Source organism: Pseudomonas umsongensis (assembly GCF_002236105.1).
Lineage (GTDB): Bacteria > Pseudomonadota > Gammaproteobacteria > Pseudomonadales > Pseudomonadaceae > Aquipseudomonas > Aquipseudomonas umsongensis.
Genome location: NZ_NIWU01000006.1, coordinates 37,123 through 53,988 on the forward strand (window position 1 = coordinate 37,123; position 16,866 = coordinate 53,988).

At 57.5% G+C, this 16,866-nt stretch carries 19 protein-coding genes; 7 read left to right on the forward strand and 12 right to left on the reverse strand.

The genetic code is table 11. The features are described 5' to 3' along the window. Positions 1-56: 56 nt before the first annotated feature. Together PSUM_RS24525 and PSUM_RS24530 are read right to left on the reverse strand one after the other, a co-directional pair. Positions 57-410 (reverse strand): BON domain-containing protein, encoded by a 354-nt coding sequence (locus PSUM_RS24525; protein ID WP_020798601.1) that lies wholly within the window; start codon positions 408-410, stop codon positions 57-59. A gap of 311 nt (positions 411-721) precedes the next feature. Then, a complete protein-coding gene (locus PSUM_RS24530) occupies positions 722-1,141 on the reverse strand; it encodes a pilin (protein ID WP_083349763.1) in 420 nt (139 codons plus the stop codon). 312 nt (positions 1,142-1,453) lie between these two features. Between PSUM_RS24530 and PSUM_RS24535 the strand changes: the two genes are divergently transcribed. The 5 genes from PSUM_RS24535 (at position 1,454) to PSUM_RS24555 (ending at position 5,141) form a co-directional block, all read left to right on the forward strand. Then, the gene (locus tag PSUM_RS24535) at positions 1,454-2,671 is read left to right on the forward strand and encodes a type II secretion system F family protein (RefSeq protein WP_033039523.1); all 1,218 of its coding nucleotides are present in this window, start codon (positions 1,454-1,456) and stop codon (positions 2,669-2,671) included. 1 nt (position 2,672) lies between these two features. After that, a complete protein-coding gene (locus PSUM_RS24540; protein WP_020798604.1) occupies positions 2,673-3,545 on the forward strand; it encodes a prepilin peptidase in 873 nt (290 codons plus the stop codon). Further along, complete coding sequence (gene coaE, locus PSUM_RS24545; RefSeq protein ID WP_083349764.1) at positions 3,542-4,165, forward strand: dephospho-CoA kinase; 624 nt, start codon at positions 3,542-3,544, stop codon at positions 4,163-4,165. The genes PSUM_RS24540 and coaE overlap by 4 nt, the downstream gene beginning before the upstream one ends. Further along, positions 4,162-4,362 (forward strand): DNA gyrase inhibitor YacG, encoded by a 201-nt coding sequence (yacG, locus tag PSUM_RS24550; RefSeq protein ID WP_020798606.1) that lies wholly within the window; start codon positions 4,162-4,164, stop codon positions 4,360-4,362. The genes coaE and yacG overlap by 4 nt, the downstream gene beginning before the upstream one ends. Positions 4,363-4,580: 218 nt before the next feature. After that, positions 4,581-5,141, forward strand: a complete 561-nt coding sequence (locus PSUM_RS24555) for a hypothetical protein (RefSeq protein WP_020798607.1) — start codon at positions 4,581-4,583, stop codon at positions 5,139-5,141. A 21-nt stretch (positions 5,142-5,162) separates the two neighbouring features. Here PSUM_RS24555 and PSUM_RS24560 read toward each other — a convergent pair whose 3' ends face one another. The 5 genes from PSUM_RS24560 to PSUM_RS24580 are packed head-to-tail and all read right to left on the reverse strand — an operon-like array spanning position 5,163 to position 10,178. Next, on the reverse strand, positions 5,163-5,480 hold the full coding sequence (locus tag PSUM_RS24560; RefSeq protein WP_033039536.1) for a cytochrome C oxidase subunit IV family protein: 318 nt from the start codon (positions 5,478-5,480) through the stop codon (positions 5,163-5,165). Positions 5,481-5,493: 13 nt separating this feature from the next. Continuing rightward, a complete protein-coding gene (locus PSUM_RS24565; RefSeq protein ID WP_083349765.1) occupies positions 5,494-6,198 on the reverse strand; it encodes a heme-copper oxidase subunit III family protein in 705 nt (234 codons plus the stop codon). A 6-nt stretch (positions 6,199-6,204) separates the two neighbouring features. Then, on the reverse strand, positions 6,205-6,897 hold the full coding sequence (locus PSUM_RS24570) for a cytochrome c oxidase subunit 3 (RefSeq protein ID WP_020798610.1): 693 nt from the start codon (positions 6,895-6,897) through the stop codon (positions 6,205-6,207). Further along, positions 6,894-8,669: a cytochrome c oxidase subunit I gene (gene ctaD, locus PSUM_RS24575; protein ID WP_020798611.1), complete on the reverse strand. Its 1,776-nt coding sequence runs from the start codon at positions 8,667-8,669 to the stop codon at positions 6,894-6,896. The genes PSUM_RS24570 and ctaD overlap by 4 nt, the downstream gene beginning before the upstream one ends. Positions 8,670-8,717: 48 nt before the next feature. Then, the gene (locus PSUM_RS24580; RefSeq protein ID WP_042955495.1) at positions 8,718-10,178 is read right to left on the reverse strand and encodes a cytochrome c oxidase subunit II; all 1,461 of its coding nucleotides are present in this window, start codon (positions 10,176-10,178) and stop codon (positions 8,718-8,720) included. A gap of 180 nt (positions 10,179-10,358) precedes the next feature. Here PSUM_RS24580 and PSUM_RS24585 point away from each other — a divergent pair, with 180 nt between their 5' ends. Continuing rightward, positions 10,359-10,700, forward strand: coding sequence for a hypothetical protein (locus tag PSUM_RS24585; RefSeq protein ID WP_020798614.1), 342 nt, complete (start codon positions 10,359-10,361; stop codon positions 10,698-10,700). Between the two features lie 20 nt (positions 10,701-10,720). Here the strand turns inward: PSUM_RS24585 and PSUM_RS24590 are convergent, their stop codons facing one another. Then, positions 10,721-11,410: an energy-coupling factor ABC transporter permease gene (locus PSUM_RS24590; RefSeq protein WP_020798615.1), complete on the reverse strand. Its 690-nt coding sequence runs from the start codon at positions 11,408-11,410 to the stop codon at positions 10,721-10,723. 76 nt (positions 11,411-11,486) lie between these two features. After that, the gene (locus PSUM_RS24595; RefSeq protein ID WP_020798616.1) at positions 11,487-12,419 is read right to left on the reverse strand and encodes a LysR family transcriptional regulator; all 933 of its coding nucleotides are present in this window, start codon (positions 12,417-12,419) and stop codon (positions 11,487-11,489) included. A 120-nt stretch (positions 12,420-12,539) separates the two neighbouring features. Here PSUM_RS24595 and PSUM_RS24600 point away from each other — a divergent pair, with 120 nt between their 5' ends. Then, complete coding sequence (locus PSUM_RS24600; protein WP_008058336.1) at positions 12,540-12,782, forward strand: DUF2790 domain-containing protein; 243 nt, start codon at positions 12,540-12,542, stop codon at positions 12,780-12,782. Between the two features lie 13 nt (positions 12,783-12,795). Here the strand turns inward: PSUM_RS24600 and PSUM_RS24605 are convergent, their stop codons facing one another. From PSUM_RS24605 to PSUM_RS24615, 3 genes are read right to left on the reverse strand one after another with little or no spacing between them, the layout of a single operon-like run. Further along, on the reverse strand, positions 12,796-14,064 hold the full coding sequence (locus PSUM_RS24605; protein ID WP_020798618.1) for an OprD family porin: 1,269 nt from the start codon (positions 14,062-14,064) through the stop codon (positions 12,796-12,798). A gap of 17 nt (positions 14,065-14,081) precedes the next feature. Continuing rightward, complete coding sequence (locus PSUM_RS24610) at positions 14,082-15,299, reverse strand: benzoate/H(+) symporter BenE family transporter (protein WP_020798619.1); 1,218 nt, start codon at positions 15,297-15,299, stop codon at positions 14,082-14,084. Beyond that, positions 15,296-16,663, reverse strand: coding sequence for an aromatic acid/H+ symport family MFS transporter (locus PSUM_RS24615; protein WP_020798620.1), 1,368 nt, complete (start codon positions 16,661-16,663; stop codon positions 15,296-15,298). The genes PSUM_RS24610 and PSUM_RS24615 overlap by 4 nt, the downstream gene beginning before the upstream one ends. Positions 16,664-16,866: the final 203 nt, after the last annotated feature.

Here is a 16,866-nt window from a genome sequence, read left to right on the forward strand (position 1 = left end):
CGTATGACTCAGCCCGTCTGCCGCGCCTTCTCCCAGTCCAGGCGAGAAGTCTTGCCTTACTCGGCTTTCAGGCCGTCAGCGGAGACCGCCTTGACGCCTTTGATTTTCTTGGTGATCGCCACGGCGGTGGCTTTCTGTGCATCCGTTACAGCAACGGTGGACGACAGGGACACAACACCTTTGTTGGTTTCCACTTTGATATCGGTACCTGGAATCCCTTTTTCGGTGACCAGGTCTGATTTGACTTTGGTAGTGATCCAGGTATCGGAAACATCCTCTTTCGCTTCGGTCATTTCACCGGCGGCCAGCATAATCGGGCCTTGTGTGGCCTGAGCCTGGGCAAATGCAGCGTTGGCCATGGTCAGGGTCAGCGCGGTAGCAGTAGCGGCAGCAATAGCGAACTTCTTCATACGAGTAACTCCTGTTTTTCTGGAAAGTCTGCTGGTTAGCGTGTCAGCAGGGTTACCAGAGATATTGCGAACGCTGTGCCAACTTTGAAACAGACAACAATTACTTATAAATCAATTGCTTATAAAAACAGTCATTTTTCACAATCATGCAAAATGCATGAGTTGGAAATTATCTACATGCAAGTTGCGGGTTTTGAAGAAGGCCTAAGGCCATGAATTTTTGGAAGTTTTCTCAATTACTCGAAATTTCTGAACGGCGAGCAAAAAAATACCCCGCACTGAGCGGGGTATCGGGGCAACAAGCGTATGGGTCAGGCCTTTGGCTCAACGCCCTTGCAGCCTTTCGGCGCGTACTCCTGTTCGACACCGGTGGTGCACGTCCAGCCATTCAACGAGCGGGTCAAGGTAATGGTTTTATTCAACACCTGCGCCGGAGCATTGAGGATTGTGCAACCAATCGTGCCCGTACCTTCTGCTGCTTTGCCCACGGCGGTCGTGGCGCAGTTGGACGTGGTGGCGGAGCCGCCCACCTGTGTCAGGTCCGGGTCTGTCCCTTGGTTCATCAGGTCTTCAAACGCCACCTTCAATGCTGAAATCTCGGCAAGACCTGCCGTGACCTTGGCCCGCGCCTGGTACTTGGAGTAAGCAGGGATCGCAAACGTCGCCAGGATCCCGATGATCGCCACGACTATCAGCAACTCGATCAGGGTAAAGCCTTTTTGATTATTCAATGACAGCCTCCGTGCATGAGTCGAAATCTCATGATCTGCACCTGCTGCAGCACAGCCCATGCCAAGCCCGGCGTGCCCTATTCCGGGGTCCAATCGTTGCCACGAAGCCCTTCCTAGCCCCAGAAAACGCACTATCTGACACTTTTTGTCACCTCAAGACCGCAGGTTTTGTTCCCCCGCTTGACTAGGCTATAAGTCTTCAATTGCTTGCGCCCGGAACCCCGAGGAACGCATCGGCACATTCACGATCTATGAGGCGGTCGATTGCAATCAATGCAACGGCGGTTATAACCGGGTCAGCAAGGACTGAACATGGCAGTCAAGGCAGCAAGAACCAGTGTGTACACCTGGGAAGGCACAGACAGGAAAGGTACGAAGGTGACGGGCGAATTGAGCGCCCAGAACCCGGCAATGATCAGGACGAAATTGCGCAAGCAGGGCATCAACCCCGGCAAGGTGCGCAGGAAAACCACGTCGATTTTCAATCTGGGCAAACGTATCAAGGCCCAGGACATCGCCCTTTTCACCCGGCAAATGGCAACCATGATGAAAGCCGGCGTGCCGTTGTTGCTGTCTTTCGACATCATCGGTGAAGGCTTCGATAACCCGGCCATGCGCAAGCTCGTTGATGAGGTGAAACAGGAAGTGGCGGCGGGCAATAGCTTCGCCACCGCCCTGCGTAAAAAACCGCAATATTTCGATGAGTTGTACTGCAACCTGGTAGACGCCGGGGAGCAGGCTGGCGCGCTGGACACGCTGCTGGAACGGGTGGCGACCTACAAGGAGAAAAGCGAAAGTCTCAAGGCGAAAATCAGGAAAGCCATGACCTACCCGCTGATCGTGGTGTGTGTTGCGATCATCGTGACTGGCATCCTGCTGGTCGAGGTGGTGCCGCAATTCGAATCGGTGTTCAAGGGCTTTGGCGCTCAATTGCCGTCCTTTACCTTGATGGTCATCGACCTGTCGCAATTCATGCAAGCATGGTGGTGGATGCTGCTGGGCGTACTGGTCACGGCTGCTTTCGCTGTACGCCATGCCCTGAAAACCTCGCAAGGTTTTCGTGACCGAATGGACACCTGGCTGCTGAAACTGCCGCTGGTGGGGACCTTGATGTACAAGTCCGCCGTGGCCCGTTTCGCCCGCACGCTGTCGACGACCTTCGCCGCTGGCGTGCCGCTGGTCGAGGCCTTGGAATCGGTGGCCGGCGCCACCGGCAACATCGTGTTCAAACGCGCGGTGTTGCGCATCCGACAGGACGTTGCGACGGGTATGCAGCTGAATTTTTCCATGCGCACTTCCGGTATTTTCCCGAATATGGCCATTCAGATGACCGCCATAGGCGAGGAGTCGGGCGCACTCGACGACATGCTCGACAAGGTGGCAGGTTTCTACGAAGACGAGGTCGACAATATGGTCGACTCCCTCACCACCCTGATGGAACCGTTCATCATGGTGGTGCTGGGTGTTATTGTCGGCGGCCTGGTGGTCGCAATGTACCTGCCCATCTTCCAACTCGGCTCAGCGATCTGACATGCCCTTGAACGATATGCTTACCCACTACCCACTGGCTTTCGTCGTCATCGCCGGGGTGGTCGGCCTGCTGGTCGGCAGCTTCCTCAACGTACTGGTGTGGCGCCTGCCGAAGATGCTTGAGCGCGAGTGGCGCGTGCAGGCCCATGAGATCCTCGGGCTGCCCGGCGAAACGTCGCTGCCGACTTTCAATTTGATGCTGCCGCATTCCCAGTGCCCACATTGCGGCCACCGGATTCGCGCCTGGGAAAACATTCCAGTGTTCAGCTTCATGTTCCTGCGCGGGCGCTGTTCCGCCTGCGCAACGCCGATCAGCAAACGCTATCCATTGACTGAGCTGGCCTGCGCCCTCCTGTCGGCGTTCATTGCCTGGCACTTCGGCTTCGGCTGGCAAGCCGGCATGGCAATGCTCCTGACCTGGGGCTTGCTGGCCATGAGCCTGATCGACGCCGAGCATCAACTATTGCCCGATGTACTGGTGCTACCGCTGATGTGGCTGGGGCTGATCGTCAACAGCCTCGATCTGTTCGTCCCATTGCCTGAAGCGTTATGGGGTGCAATTGCCGGCTACATGGCGCTGTGGACGGTGTTCTGGGTGTTCAAGCTGATCACCGGCAAGGACGGCATGGGGCATGGGGATTTCAAGCTGCTGGCGATGTTTGGCGCCTGGGGCGGTTGGCAGATCCTGCCGCTGACGATCGTCTTGTCATCCCTGGCGGGTGCGATCATCGGCGCGATTTACCTGCGCCTTCGCAAGGCACAAACAGCGACGCCTATCCCTTTTGGCCCCTATCTGGCCATTGCCGGCTGGATTGCCTTGCTCTGGGGTGGTCAAATAACCGCCTTCTATTGGCAGTTTGTCGGTCTGAAATGAATAACCCTGTGGAAAAACCCTGGATTCTCGGCTTGACCGGCGGCATTGGCAGCGGCAAAAGTGCGGCGGCCCAACATTTCATCGACCTGGGCGTGCATGCGGTCGATGCCGATCATGCCGCTCGCTGGGTGGTGGAACCCGGTCGGCCGGCGCTGGCAAAGATTGCCGAACACTTCGGTCCGGGGGTGTTGCAAGCCGATGGGCAACTGGACCGCGCCGCGTTGCGTAAACTGATCTTCGAAGTACCGGAGCAACGCCTCTGGCTGGAAGCCTTGCTGCATCCGCTGATCGCCGAAGAGATTGCCCATCACCTGGCGCTGGCAAAATCACCTTACGCGATCCTGGTTTCGCCACTGCTGATTGAATCCGGCCAGTACGCCATGACCCAACGGGTCCTGGTGATCGATGCCCCCGAACAGCTGCAGATCGAACGCACCCTGCGGCGTGACCAGACCAGCGAACAGCAGGTCCAGGCGATCCTCAAGGCCCAGTCCAGCCGTCAGGAGCGCCTAAGCCATGCCGACGACGTAGTGGTCAACGACCGCGACCTCGCCTGGCTGCACAGCGAGGTCGAACGCCTGCATCACTTTTACCTTACTTTGCGTGGAGGCCAGTCATGAGCCAGATTTCAACCGTCGAATGCCCAACCTGTGGTGCCCCTGTCGAATGGAGCCCCGAGAGCAAATTCCGGCCGTTCTGCTCGGACCGGTGCAAGCTGATCGACCTGGGCGCCTGGGCGTCGGAAGAGCACAAGATTCCAGTGGCCCCGGATGCCGAGGACGAAATGTTCAGCGGCGATTTCGACCCGCGCCACTGATCCGGATCATCAGGGGCCTGGCCTGTGCCAGGGAGTGAGCCAGGCCTTGACTTTTAGAGCTTGCGCCCCGAAATCCGGCTTATTAGCGAATGCTATACTTCTCTCGAATTGTATGAATGTGCAACGTTCCCCACGGGTACCGTTACCGACGGCAAAATCTCGGTTATTGGCTGCAGGACAAAGGAGGTTCACCGCCAACACGAGATGGGAGGTGTGGCATGAATCGACACTATTACATCAGTGACAATCTCGACGATCTTGAAGCCGTTGAAAATGAGCTGGAAGCCAGCGGCATCAATTCCGAACAAATTCATGTGCTCAGTGAACAGGTTGCTGATGTTGAACAACATCACCTCCACGAAATCAGCTCGTTAATGGAACAGGACGCCGTTCACTCTGGTGAGATTGGTGCGGTGGTCGGTATCCCACTCGCAGCAGTGGTCCTGGGTGGCGCCTATTGGATGGGCTGGACCGAATCCGCCGCAGGCTGGACACCCTTCGTCTTCCTTGCCGTGGTTGTTTTGGGCTTCTGCATCTGGGAAGGCGGCTTCTTTGGATTCCAGGTGCCGAACTCTCACTTCCGCAATTTCAAGCAGGCGGTGCATGAGGGCAAGCACATCTTCTTCGTGGATGTTGAGCCGAATCAGGAAACGGTACTGGACCAGGTCATCGGACATCATCCCATGCTGGAAATCGCTGGCACGGGAGCGGCAGCACCCCACTGGACAGTAGCCTGGCAGCACAAATGGCATCAGTTCAAGCGAGTGATATCAGGTTAACTGCCGAAGACTGATGGCCGCTTATTGGCCAAAGAAGATGACCCGACTGAGGAAAATATAATCCGCCTCGGTGGCCATCAGTCCGACAAGCACCAGCAGACACAACGGTGGCACCAATATGGCGTAGACCAGTGCCAACCGTTCCCAAGCCATGTGCATGAAGATGGAGACGATCAAGCCTGCCTTCAACAACATGAACGTAATAATCAGGGCCCACCTGAGATAGCCGTGAAAATGGAAATAGTCGACAAGGTACGAGAGTGTGCTGAGGACAAATAACAGCCCCCAAATTTTCAGGTACAAACTGATTGGATGTTGCTGACCTTGAGCATGCGCCATCATCCGCGCTCCTCTACCATAAATAGAAGAAAGCAAAAATAAACACCCACACCAAATCCACGAAGTGCCAATAAAGCCCGGCTATCTCGACATTCTGATAGTTGCCGGAGCGCTCATAATCTCCCCGCCATACCTTCATCGCCACAATACTGAGGTAGATGGCGCCGATGGATACATGCAGTCCGTGAAAACCGGTAATCATGAAAAAGCTGGCACCAAATTGCGCCGCCCCCATGGGGTTTCCCCAAGGGCGCACCCCTTCTGCGATGAGCTTGCTCCATTCAAAGGCCTGCATGCCGACGAAGGTCACTCCCAAGGCAGCGGTCGCCAGCATCAGGGCCGTGGTTTTCGCGCGATCACGGCGATAGGCGAAATTGACGGCCATGGCCATGGTGCCGCTGCTACTGATCAGCACAAAAGTCATGATGGCGATCAGGATAAGCGGGATTTCCCTACCGCCGATCGTCAATGCAAACACTTCACTGGGATTGGGCCAGGCGTCGGTGATGGTCATGCGTACCGACATGTAGCCGGTCAAGAAACAGGTGAATATGAACGTGTCGCTCAGCAGGAATATCCACATCATCGCCTTGCCCCAGGGGACCTGTTTGAAGGCGTCTTTATCCGAGGCCCAGTCGCTGGCGATGCCCTGCCATCCCGGTGCAGGCAACGGGCTTGTTGGATCCGACTCGACTGGGGCTTGTGGATGCGCTGCCATGGTTTTTCACCTCAGGCCGCAGAGTCTGGCGATGGTTTCATAGGTTTGCGGCGTGCTGGTCAGTAGCGCGAACAGCACGAACCAAAGACCCAATAGGTAGTGCCAATAGATGGCACAGAGCTCTACGCTGGCGCTGAGTTGCGGCAACGGCACCTGACGCAGGAACTTGCCGACGGTCCTGCCCCAGGCCACCAACCCGCCCAACAGGTGGAGGCCGTGCACGCCAGTCAGCAGGTAGAAAAAACTGTTGGCTGGGTTACTGGCGACAAAGTAGCCCCAGGCGACGAACTGCTGCCAGACCCAGAGTTGCCCCGCCAGAAAGGCAATGGCAAATCCTCCCCCTACTACAAAAGCAATGACCGTTGCGTCCATTCGAGCCCGGCGGGCGGCCATGCGCGACCACTGCAGAGAGATGCAACTCAATACCAGAAAAGCCGAATTCACCCACAATTGCCAAGGATTGGCCAACGGCGCCATGGGCTCTGTCAGGGGTAGCCAGTCGGCCATTTGCGAGCGGGCGATAAAGGCGAGCAGGAAGAGAAAGAACAGCGAGCTCACTACTGCCAGAAACAGGCGCAGGCCGGTTTTTGCAACGTGGCTTCTATCGGCACCCTCGCCGGCCTGAATACCTTCAGGATCGCGATTCCAACTGCCGCCGGGGTCAGCGCCATCGGCATTTCTCAATAGCAGTCTGTTCATGTCTTGACGTCCGCTATCCTGGTGCCCTCGCTGCGTTGCCGCATTTGCTCCAGTTCCTCGGCGGAGACCGTTTGCGGCACGAAATCCTGGTCTATCCCTGGCACGCTGTAGTCATAGGGCCAACGATGCACGACTGGCAGTTTCTCGCCCCAGTTACCGTGTACCGGCGGTGTGTCCGGTGTTTGCCATTCCAGACTGGCCGCGCCCCAGGGGTTACTGCCTGCGGGTTTACCCTTGAATACACTCCAGGCCATGTTGAACACGAACAGCAGTTGGGAAACACCGACGGTCAATGCAACCACCGTAATGAAGGCATTCAACTCGTGCGCCGACTGTGGAATGAACGCGTAGTTGTCATAGGCGTAGTAGCGGCGCGGCATCCCCTGGAAGCCCAGATAGTGCATAGGGAAAAAGATCGCGTAGGTGCCCAGAAAAGTTATCCAGAAATGCAACTTGCCCAAGGTGTCGTTAAACATGCGCCCGGTGACTTTCGGGAACCAATGGTAAATGCCGCCGAACACCACCAACACCGGTGCGACCCCCATGACCATATGGAAGTGGGCGACGACGAAATAGGTGTCCGAGAGCGGAATATCGACGATCACATTACCCAGGAACAATCCGGTCAGGCCGCCGACCAGGAAGGTGACGATAAAGGCCAGGGCAAATAGCATCGGTACGGTGAGATGGATGTCGCCCCGCCACAGGGTCAGTACCCAATTGTAGACTTTCAGTGCCGTCGGCACGGCGATGATCAAGGTGGTGACGGCGAAGAAAAAGCCAAAGTAGGGGTTCATGCCGCTGACATACATATGGTGCGCCCAGACCACAAAGCTGAGTACGCCGATCGCAATGATGGCCCACACCATCATTCGATAACCGAAGATATTTTTACGCGCATGGGTGCTGATCAGGTCGGAGACCAGGCCAAACGCGGGGAGCGCAACGATGTAGACCTCCGGATGGCCGAAGAACCAGAACAGGTGCTGGAACAATATCGGGCTGCCGCCCTGGTGATCGAGTTGCTGCCCCAGCGAGACCATCGCCGGCATGAAGAAACTGGTGCCCAGGAGTTTGTCGAACAGCATCATGACCGCACTGACAAACAACGCCGGGAACGCCAGCAAGGCCATGATCGAGGCCATGAAGATGCCCCACACCGAAAGCGGCATGCGAAACAACGTCATACCGTGCGTGCGCGCCTGCAACACCGTGGTGACATAGTTCAATCCACCCATGGTGGCGGCGACAATAAAGATCGCCAATGAGATGAGCATCAGCACGATGCCCCACTCGAACCCAGGTGTGCCCTGGCTGATCGACTGCGGCGGATAAAGCGTCCAGCCCGAACCGGTGGCGCCGCCCGGGACAAAGAAACTGGAAAGCAACACCACTACCGCCAACAGGTAGAACCAGTAACTGAGCATGTTGACGTAGGGGAAGACCATGTCGCGGGCGCCCACCATCAACGGGATCAGATAGTTACCGAAGCCCCCCAGAAACAAGGCCGTCAGCAAGTAAATGACCATGATCATGCCGTGCATGGTCATCGCCTGATAGTAAGTACTGGCATCCATGAACGCCAAACTGCCGGGGAAGCCTATCTGCATGCGCATCAAGCCGGACAACACCACGGCGATAAGCCCCACGAACAGCGCCGTCAAGGAATACTGGACGGCGATGACCTTGTGGTCCTGACTCCAGATGTATTTGGTCAGGAAACTCTTGGGTTCGTGCAGTGCTTCTGTTTCGGCTTGCTCCGCATAAGCCATCACGTCATCCTCCTGTCGAAGTTTCAGTGCATTCCTGGCTGTTTACGGCTACTTCCCTGGTTGCGCCTTGCTCGCATCGGCATTGGCTTTGGATTTGATAAGGGCGATCAGTGCGTTCAACTCCTGATCAGTCGGCGTAAAGGCCGGCATGACGGCGGCATAGCCTTTGACGATCCTGGCGCCGGGATTGAGGATCGAATCCTTTAGATAACCCTCGTCGACCTTGATACTCGATCCGTCGGCAAGCGTCACTGTCGAGTCATACAGGCCCTGCCAGCTGGGGCCGACACCCTTGCTGCCATCGACGCTGTGGCAGGCCAGACAGCCGAGCGACTCGGATAGCCGCTGCCCCTGAGTCGCCAAGTCGTCCCCCCTGTCCAGCTTTTCGCTGGCAGAAGGTTCCTGCTGCGCGCCGCCCAGTGATTTGATCAGGGCGACGACAGCCGTCAGCTCATCGTCATTGAGAGTATAGGCCACCATCACCGGCGGGTAGCCCTGCACCAGACGGGCCTGCGGCTTGAGAATCGACTCTTTCAGGTAAGCCTCATCGACCAGCGCACTGCTGCCGTCGGCAAACTGTTCAGTGCGACCGTACAGCCCCTTCCAGGTCGGACCAAGACGGGTACTGCCATCCTGGCTATGGCAGGCACTGCAGCCGTATTGTTCGACCAACTGGCGACCTTTTTCCAGCACGCTGTCCTGACCTGGTTTCGCAGTGCTCACCAAGGTCTGCGCAAAGGTCGGTTGGCCGCTCAGCCATTGATCAAAGGCGCCCTGCTCCTCCACGATCATCTGGCCGCGCATGTTGTAATGGCCTACGCCACAAAACTCAGCGCACAGGACCTCATATTTGCCGGTTTTAGTTGGAGTAAACCAGAAGTAAGACACCATCCCTGGCACCATATCCATCTTGCTGCGAATTTGCGGGATATAGAAATCATGCAACACATCTTTAGAACGAAGTAAAACTTTTACCGGCCTATTCAGCGGCAATCGGATTTCATTATTTTTTATAAGTATATCGTCCTGTCCGGCAGGGTCCTTGGGATCAATGCCGAGGGGATTGATGGCATCGACAAACTTGATATCCGACCTACCCAGCTTCCCATCCTGCCCGGGAAAACGATAGGTCCACTGCCACTGTTGAGCAACGACTTCAAGTTCATAAGCCTCTTTCGGCACCCGGATGAACTCGTTGTAGACAACCAGGCCTGGCGCCAACATGGCGGCGATACCGATCGAGGTCACTACAATCAACCAGAACTCCAACTTTTTACTTTCCGGCTGGTAGTGCGCCCTGGCGCCTTCCTTATGGCGATACCGCATTATGGCGACTGCCATGAATACCGTAATGGCGATGAAAAATATTCCGCTAATGATCAAAGTAATGAACAGTGTGGTGTCTATTGATCCCCAGTTGGAAGCGGGCGGTGCTGCATGCCAAGGCGCTAGTACATGAAAGAGCACTGAGGCAATAACGATTAGAATCAAGATAATTGCTATCGCCATTTCTCTTCATCCTATTCCTGTTGTTCGTTGGTTATGCGCAAGCATCGCCACTGACGTCCAGGCACGACAGGCAACTACCACCCGTGGTGGTAAAGTCATTGCAAAGTATAGGTCGGCAAGCGAAACCCGGTTGGCGGCTATACTCAATTGCAGTCCAGCAGCCCCGATGGAGGATTCGTCATGAGTGACCTGACGCTCGAAGGCAGGTGGAAACCCAGCGCCGACCAAAAATCCGAACCAATAGGTGAGATACGTTTTTACGTCGACGGCCCTCTTCATCTACGGCTGGAGGAAGCGGAAGAACGCTTGCAGAAGACCCCTGGGTTGAAAGAAGTCATGGTCGATGTCGACATGGACACATTGAACCTGGTCTTGCCAGAGGGTTACGGCCCCTTGTCCGACTGTCAGATGCGCGTGTATTTGCACTACGAGCGTGGCCAGTTCCATCTGGTCGGACACCGGGCGAGCGATGGCAGCCTAATCTATTCCAACGTGGTCCTGATTGATCAATTGATCGATTGAAACGGCGGATTTGAAAGGACTCAAGACTTGGGATCGTCGTCCTTCCAGGGCGCCGAGAGGTAGCGCGTGCGATTGAAAGTTTCGAGCCACTCGGGGGAGAACACCACCAGCGCGCTGACCACCATGCCGTTGATGAACGCCTCCGGAAAAATGAGCAGCCACAGGTAGCCGATGAAGTCTTCGAGCCAGTAAGGCATGGCAAAACGCTCGTCGTACCACAACAATGTCAGCGACAGCACCAGGCACAGTAACGCTGTAAGGGCTGCAGCGAAGAAACCGGAAACGAAGATGTACACGAAGGGATTTCGTGGTTGCGCGCGCTCCACCAGAATCGCACAGCATTCGGTGATCAACACCGGCAATAAAATAAACAGCGCGCCATTGACCCCCATGGCCACAAGGTCCTGACGGCCCAGCAGCACCAGACCTGTCTGCGCCACCAATCCACCGACGATCGCCAGCGGCCAGTCGAGCAACAGCGTCACCGCGGTCATGCCGATGAAGTGATAAGACACGCCGGTATCGAAATCGCGCCGCACCAGCCACAACGCAAAGAGCGCAAACACCGTGCCGAACAGCAAGTGCTGGCGACGGCTGTCGCTGAACAGCTCGACCCAGGACACTCGCGCAACGGCCCAGATCAGCACCGGCACATAGATCAGCCACCCCACCGTGAGGGTTTCAGGTGACAGCAACTCGGCACCGATCATGACAGGACACACTCCCTTGGCTTGCCAATAGAGAACAGGCCTTCAGTCTACACCGCCCTTTGCCGCCCCCTCGACTTCATGCCCAATGCCGGGGATCGTTAATCACCGCTTCATGTTCGGCGAACAGCTTGGGCAGCTCAGCCTTGAGAAAATCCACCCACGTACGAACCTTGGCATCGAGAAAGCGTCGCGACGGATACACCGCATACACATTGCGTTGACGCGGCCGATAGTCCGGCAGCAAACGCAACAAGGTGCCATCGCTCAAGGGCCGCGTGGCGGTGTAGAACGGAATCAGGCTGATGCCCATGCCGGCTTCCGAAGCCTTGACCATCGACTCGGCGACATTGCACTGAAAAGTCCTGGACGGGCTGACCGCATGCTCGCCCTCCTCGTCCTGAAACACCCACTGATCGCTGTACAACGGGTCGAGCATGCGCAAGCACTGATGGTCGTCCAGCACCCGCGGATGGTCTGGCACACCCCGGCGTTGCAGGTATTGCGGGGAAGCACAGGGCACGCTGTAGAACTGCCCGACGGCCTGGGCGACCAATTGCGAATCGGCCAGTTCGTGGGCAGTCGAAATCACCACGTCGTGCCCTTCCTCCAACGGATCGGGATTGCGCTGCGACAGGGTTAGCTCGAACACCACATCGGGATAAAGCTCGCTGTATCGAGCAATCAGCGGCGTGATCAGCACCCCCAGGCCGTTCATGCTATGCACCCGCAACCGACCGCTTGGCTTGAGATGCGCACCGCGAGCCTCTGCGGTCGCCTCCTCCATTTCCTCAAGTATCAGACGACTGCGCAGCAGGAATCGCTCGCCGGCCTCGGTCAGGCTCAAGCGCCGTGTGGTGCGCTGCAGCAGGCGGGCTTGCACATGCTGCTCCAAGTCCGCGACCAGGCGCGAGACTTGCGCGGTGGACAACTCCAACGCATCGGCCGCGGCGGTGAAACTTGCGCAGTCGACGACACGGACGAACACGCGCAAGTTGTTAAGCAAATCCATGAGCCCTCCAGGCTGGGTGACTGTTACGTTTCATGTAAGGCTGTATCAGGCGTTCGCCCCTTTATCCAGCGGTGGCAAAGACTAGACTTTACCCATCGAATCCACATGGAACTCGCCATAATGAAAACCTTGATCAGCCTGTTTCTGACCCTCGTCGCCACCTCGGCCATGGCCGCTGAAAACGAGCCCCTCGCTGTCCTGTACAACCCGGCGCAGCCGCTGGATATCGCCAAGGTGGTTTCGGTGTCAGACACCGCGACCGCGTGCGGGGTTGTACCAGCGACCATGGTCTATGTCGATCATCAGGGCCAGACCCGCCGCGTGACGTACAACGTCATCGGTGATTGCACCAGCAGCCTGTGATGGGCCATGGCAATTAGAGCAGCGTCCAGGTGTAACTCAGGATCAAGCGGTTTTCATCGATATCACTGCGGTAGTTGGAACGCGCCATTGCATTGCGCACACGGATACCGAGGCCCTTGAGGCTGCCGCTCTGCAGCACATAGCCGATGTCCAGGTCACGCTCACGATCCTTTCCCTCATAGCCCTTGCCGGTATCGACATTGTTGCCGCTGATGTAGCGCAGGGTGCTGGTCAACCCCGGTACTCCCAGGGCCGCAAAGTCATAGTCATAACGCGCCTGCCAGGAGCGCTCGTCGGTGGAGGCAAACTCGTAGGTCGGTACTTCGTTGCCCAAGGGCGAAATGTTGGCAAATACCCGCGGGAAGGCACTGTCTCCGAACATGCCCTGATAGCCGACATAAAAAGTGTGACCGCCGCGCTTGGCCGACAGCAGCGAAAAGAATGCCTGGTTGTCGATATTGCCCAGCAATTTCTTGCCGTCCTCGCGCGAATCGAAGTAACCGAGGTTCGCCCCCAATATCCAGTCGCCCGTCGGCTGGCTGTGCTTGAGCCCCAGGAAGCGCTGGTTGTAGATATCTTCCAGCTGCCCGTACCAGGCGCTGACCGAGCTGCGTTTATCGTTGAAGGCGTAATCGGCCCCGGCAAAGTTGAAACCGTCACTGCTGACTTGACGCTGCGGCACATGGCCGAGCATGGCTTGCATCTTTTCGTCACCGGCTTCGTTGCGCAGGCTGGTCGAAATCAAATGGCCGGCCTGCAATGTCAGGCCATTGATCTCATTGGAGCTGATACTTGCCCCCTGATAGCTGGGCGGTAGCAGCCGGATATCACTGAACACCAGCACCGGCAGGTTGGGTTGCAATTCACCCGCCTTCAGTTCGGTTTTGGAGTAGCGCACCTTCAAGGCGCCCTCCAGGCGGCTGTAATCGTTCGCCGCACGCCCGTCATCCTGCACCGGCAGCAAACCGGTATTGACCCGGTCCGGGCTGCTGTCGAGCTTGAGGCCGAGCAGGCCGATGACATCCACGCCGAAGCCGACGGTGCCCTGGGTATAACCGGATTTGACGTTGAGAATGAATCCCTGCGCCCATTCCTCGGCCTTCGATTGTTGATTGGCCCCGACGATGTCGGAATAGTCCCGGCTGAAGTAGTAATTGCGCGCTTGCAAGGTGGCCGTGGTGTCTTCGATAAAACCACTCTCGGCGGCCATCGTGCCGGTGGAGAAACTCGAGACGACAGCCATGGACAACACTGAACCGGTTGTTGGGAGAATCTGTTTCATCGTTTTTTCTCTTATTTTTATTGATCGACAGGTTGAAGTGCTTCTGCAGTGGACTCACTGCGCGAGACGGAGCGGCGGGCGTTCAATATCAAGTGGGTGGCCATGCCGAAAATCAGTCCCCAAAAAGCCGCGGACAACCCAAACAGCGACATACCCGAGGCTGTGGTGAGAAAGGTCACCAGCGCGGCTTCGCGATCGGTTGGCACCGCCATCGCGCCCGCTAGCGCTCCAGCAATCGCAGCGAACAGCGCCAATCCGGCGAGGGCCGCGATCAGTTCCTTGGGGAATGCCGAAAACAGTGAGACCAGGGTGGCGCCGAAGATCCCCAGCACCAGGTAACACAGGCCACCCATCACCCCGGCCACGTAACGCTTGCCAGGGTCTTCGTTGGCTTCGCGGCCAGTGCAAATAGCCGCGGTAATCGCTGCCAGGTTCAGCCCGTGGCAACCGAACGGTGCCAGCAGGGCCGTGCCCAATGCGCTGCTGGCGATGATCGGGCCCGATGGCGTGGCGTAACCACTGGCGCGCAGCACCGCCATGCCAGGAACGAACTGGCCAGTCAGCGCCACCATCACCAGCGGCAAGGCGATGTTCAGCGTCGCGCTGAGGCTGAACGCCGGAGTGATCCACACCGGCGTGGCCATACCGACGACCAACGCCTCGCCATGCAGATCTCCGGCGAGCAATGCCATCGAGCAGCCCACCAGCAGGACCATCAGCACCGCATAACGCGGCATCAGTCGTTTGCAGATCAGGTACGTGGCAAACATCGCCAGCACCAGCAACGGCTTACCCTGCAACGAGACAAACAACCCGGTGCCGAAGCTGAACAGAATCCCCGCCAGCATCGCTGCCGCCACCGCTGCCGGCAGCTTGCCGATGATCCGGTCGAACGCCCCCGACACCCCGACCAGGAAAATGATCAGGCTGCTGACCAGATAGGCGCCCACCGCTTCCGGCAAGGAGATCCCTGGCAACAGCGCCACGAGCAACGCCGAACCGGGTGCCGACCACGCGATGATCACCGGCACGCGGTAACGCAAACTCAGACCGATGCCAAGCACGGCGCTGCCGATGGAAATCGCCCAGACCCACGACGACAGCACTTCGCGCGACAGGTGCGCTGCCTCGGCGGCCTGGAAAATAATCACCAGGGGGCCGGCGTAGGAAATCACGGTGGCGATGAACCCGGCGACGGCCGCAGACAGGGAAAAATCCCGCAGCAAGGTTTTCATGAAGCCTCGCCGACAGCTCCGCCAGACGAGCCCTGCTGATCATCCAACAGGGATTGTCGGGCACTGCGCCGACTGCTGATGGCGAACACCGTCATGGCAATGGCGGCAATCGCACCAGGCAAAGCAAACGCCATGAAGTTCAGTTGTAGCGGCAGGCTGATCCCGAGCAAAGCGCCACCCAGCAGTGGTCCGACGATCGCACCATTGCGCCCGATGCCCGAAGCCCAGCCAAGACCGGTGGACCGAATGTTCATTGAGTAGAACTGGGCAGCGCAGGCGTAAAGCAGAATCTGCGAGCCGATGGTGGTGGCACCCGCGACAGCGATCAGCAAGTACAACACCGGCATCGGACTATTGAAGCCCAACAGGGTGATCGACACCGCCGCCATGGCAAAGAACACCGATAGCACACGCGGCAGATTGAGCTTGTCACCCAGCACACCGCCGCCAACTGCGCCGAAGATCGCGCCGAAATTCAGCACCAGCAGGAACGACAGGCTCGAGCCCAGGCTGTAACCGGCGTTGGCCATCAGTTTCGGCAGCCAGGAGCTCAAGGCGTAGACCATCAGCAGGCAGCAGAAAAACGCCAGCCACAACATCAACGTACGCAGTGCACGGCCCTCGCGGAACAACTGCAACACCGGGGTCCCGGTGCCCTTCACTTCACTCATGTGCAACTGGTCATCGGCCTCTGCGACGTAGGCCGGGTCGATCCGCTGGAGAATGTTGCGAGCTTCGTCATTGCGCCCCTGGCGCAGCATGAACCCCACTGACTCGGGCAGGAAATACATGATCAGCGGCAACAGCAGCAACGGCAGGACCGCCACATAGAACACCGACTGCCAACCGAAACTCGGGATCAGCACTATACCCAGGCCGGCGGACAGCATGCCGCCCACCGAGTAGCCGCTGAACATGATCGCTACCAGGGTGCTACGGATTTTTTTCGGCGCGTATTCGTTCATCAACGCCACGACATTGGGCATCACGCCACCAATGCCCAGTCCGGCAATGAAGCGGCAAAGACCAAACTCGGTGGGGTTTCGGGCGAACCCGTTGAGCACGGTGAAACCACTGAAGAGCATCACGCAGATCGTGATGGCTTTCTTGCGGCCGATCCTGTCCGACAGCGGACCGAAGAACAGCGCACCGAACATCATGCCGAACAGTGCATAGCTGCCCAACGCCCCCGCTTGCAGAGGGCTGAGCCCCCACTCTTTCATCAGCATCGGCAAGACCACGCCGTAGATCACCAGATCGTAACCGTCGAAAATGATGATCAGGGCACACCAGAACAGCACCATCCAGTGGAAGCGGTTGAACCGAGCATTGTCGATAACCTCATGTACGTCGATCTTGCGCATGGCATTCATCTCTTGTTGTTGTTTTTTTCAGGAGCAGCGGAAGCACGGCTCACGTCCGTACAGCCGAGGGTAGAGTCAACAGGCTCGGGTCAATATCCGCATCGCGCAGACCACTATCCGTTTTGTGCAGCGCCCTGAACCGGGCTGGAGGGGCGCGCAATTGCCCCTCTCCGATAAACTGTCTTCTTTACAATCGCATTTGA

Bases quoted from the DNA above. Each gene is read 5' to 3' on its own strand.
- PSUM_RS24525 (WP_020798601.1), bottom strand. From the start codon at position 410: ATGAAGAAGTTCGCTATTGCTGCCGCTACTGCTACCGCGCTGACCCTG.
- PSUM_RS24535 (WP_033039523.1), top strand. From the start codon at position 1,454: ATGGCAGTCAAGGCAGCAAGAACCAGTGTGTACACCTGGGAAGGCACA.
- PSUM_RS24540 (WP_020798604.1), top strand. From the start codon at position 2,673: ATGCCCTTGAACGATATGCTTACCCACTACCCACTGGCTTTCGTCGTC.
- coaE (WP_083349764.1), top strand. From the start codon at position 3,542: ATGAATAACCCTGTGGAAAAACCCTGGATTCTCGGCTTGACCGGCGGC.
- yacG (WP_020798606.1), top strand. From the start codon at position 4,162: ATGAGCCAGATTTCAACCGTCGAATGCCCAACCTGTGGTGCCCCTGTC.
- PSUM_RS24555 (WP_020798607.1), top strand. From the start codon at position 4,581: ATGAATCGACACTATTACATCAGTGACAATCTCGACGATCTTGAAGCC.
- PSUM_RS24560 (WP_033039536.1), bottom strand. From the start codon at position 5,480: ATGGCGCATGCTCAAGGTCAGCAACATCCAATCAGTTTGTACCTGAAA.
- PSUM_RS24565 (WP_083349765.1), bottom strand. From the start codon at position 6,198: ATGGCAGCGCATCCACAAGCCCCAGTCGAGTCGGATCCAACAAGCCCG.
- PSUM_RS24570 (WP_020798610.1), bottom strand. From the start codon at position 6,897: ATGAACAGACTGCTATTGAGAAATGCCGATGGCGCTGACCCCGGCGGC.
- ctaD (WP_020798611.1), bottom strand. From the start codon at position 8,669: ATGGCTTATGCGGAGCAAGCCGAAACAGAAGCACTGCACGAACCCAAG.
- PSUM_RS24580 (WP_042955495.1), bottom strand. From the start codon at position 10,178: ATGGCGATAGCAATTATCTTGATTCTAATCGTTATTGCCTCAGTGCTC.
- PSUM_RS24585 (WP_020798614.1), top strand. From the start codon at position 10,359: ATGAGTGACCTGACGCTCGAAGGCAGGTGGAAACCCAGCGCCGACCAA.
- PSUM_RS24590 (WP_020798615.1), bottom strand. From the start codon at position 11,410: ATGATCGGTGCCGAGTTGCTGTCACCTGAAACCCTCACGGTGGGGTGG.
- PSUM_RS24595 (WP_020798616.1), bottom strand. From the start codon at position 12,419: ATGGATTTGCTTAACAACTTGCGCGTGTTCGTCCGTGTCGTCGACTGC.
- PSUM_RS24600 (WP_008058336.1), top strand. From the start codon at position 12,540: ATGAAAACCTTGATCAGCCTGTTTCTGACCCTCGTCGCCACCTCGGCC.
- PSUM_RS24605 (WP_020798618.1), bottom strand. From the start codon at position 14,064: ATGAAACAGATTCTCCCAACAACCGGTTCAGTGTTGTCCATGGCTGTC.
- PSUM_RS24610 (WP_020798619.1), bottom strand. From the start codon at position 15,299: ATGAAAACCTTGCTGCGGGATTTTTCCCTGTCTGCGGCCGTCGCCGGG.
- PSUM_RS24615 (WP_020798620.1), bottom strand. From the start codon at position 16,663: ATGCGCAAGATCGACGTACATGAGGTTATCGACAATGCTCGGTTCAAC.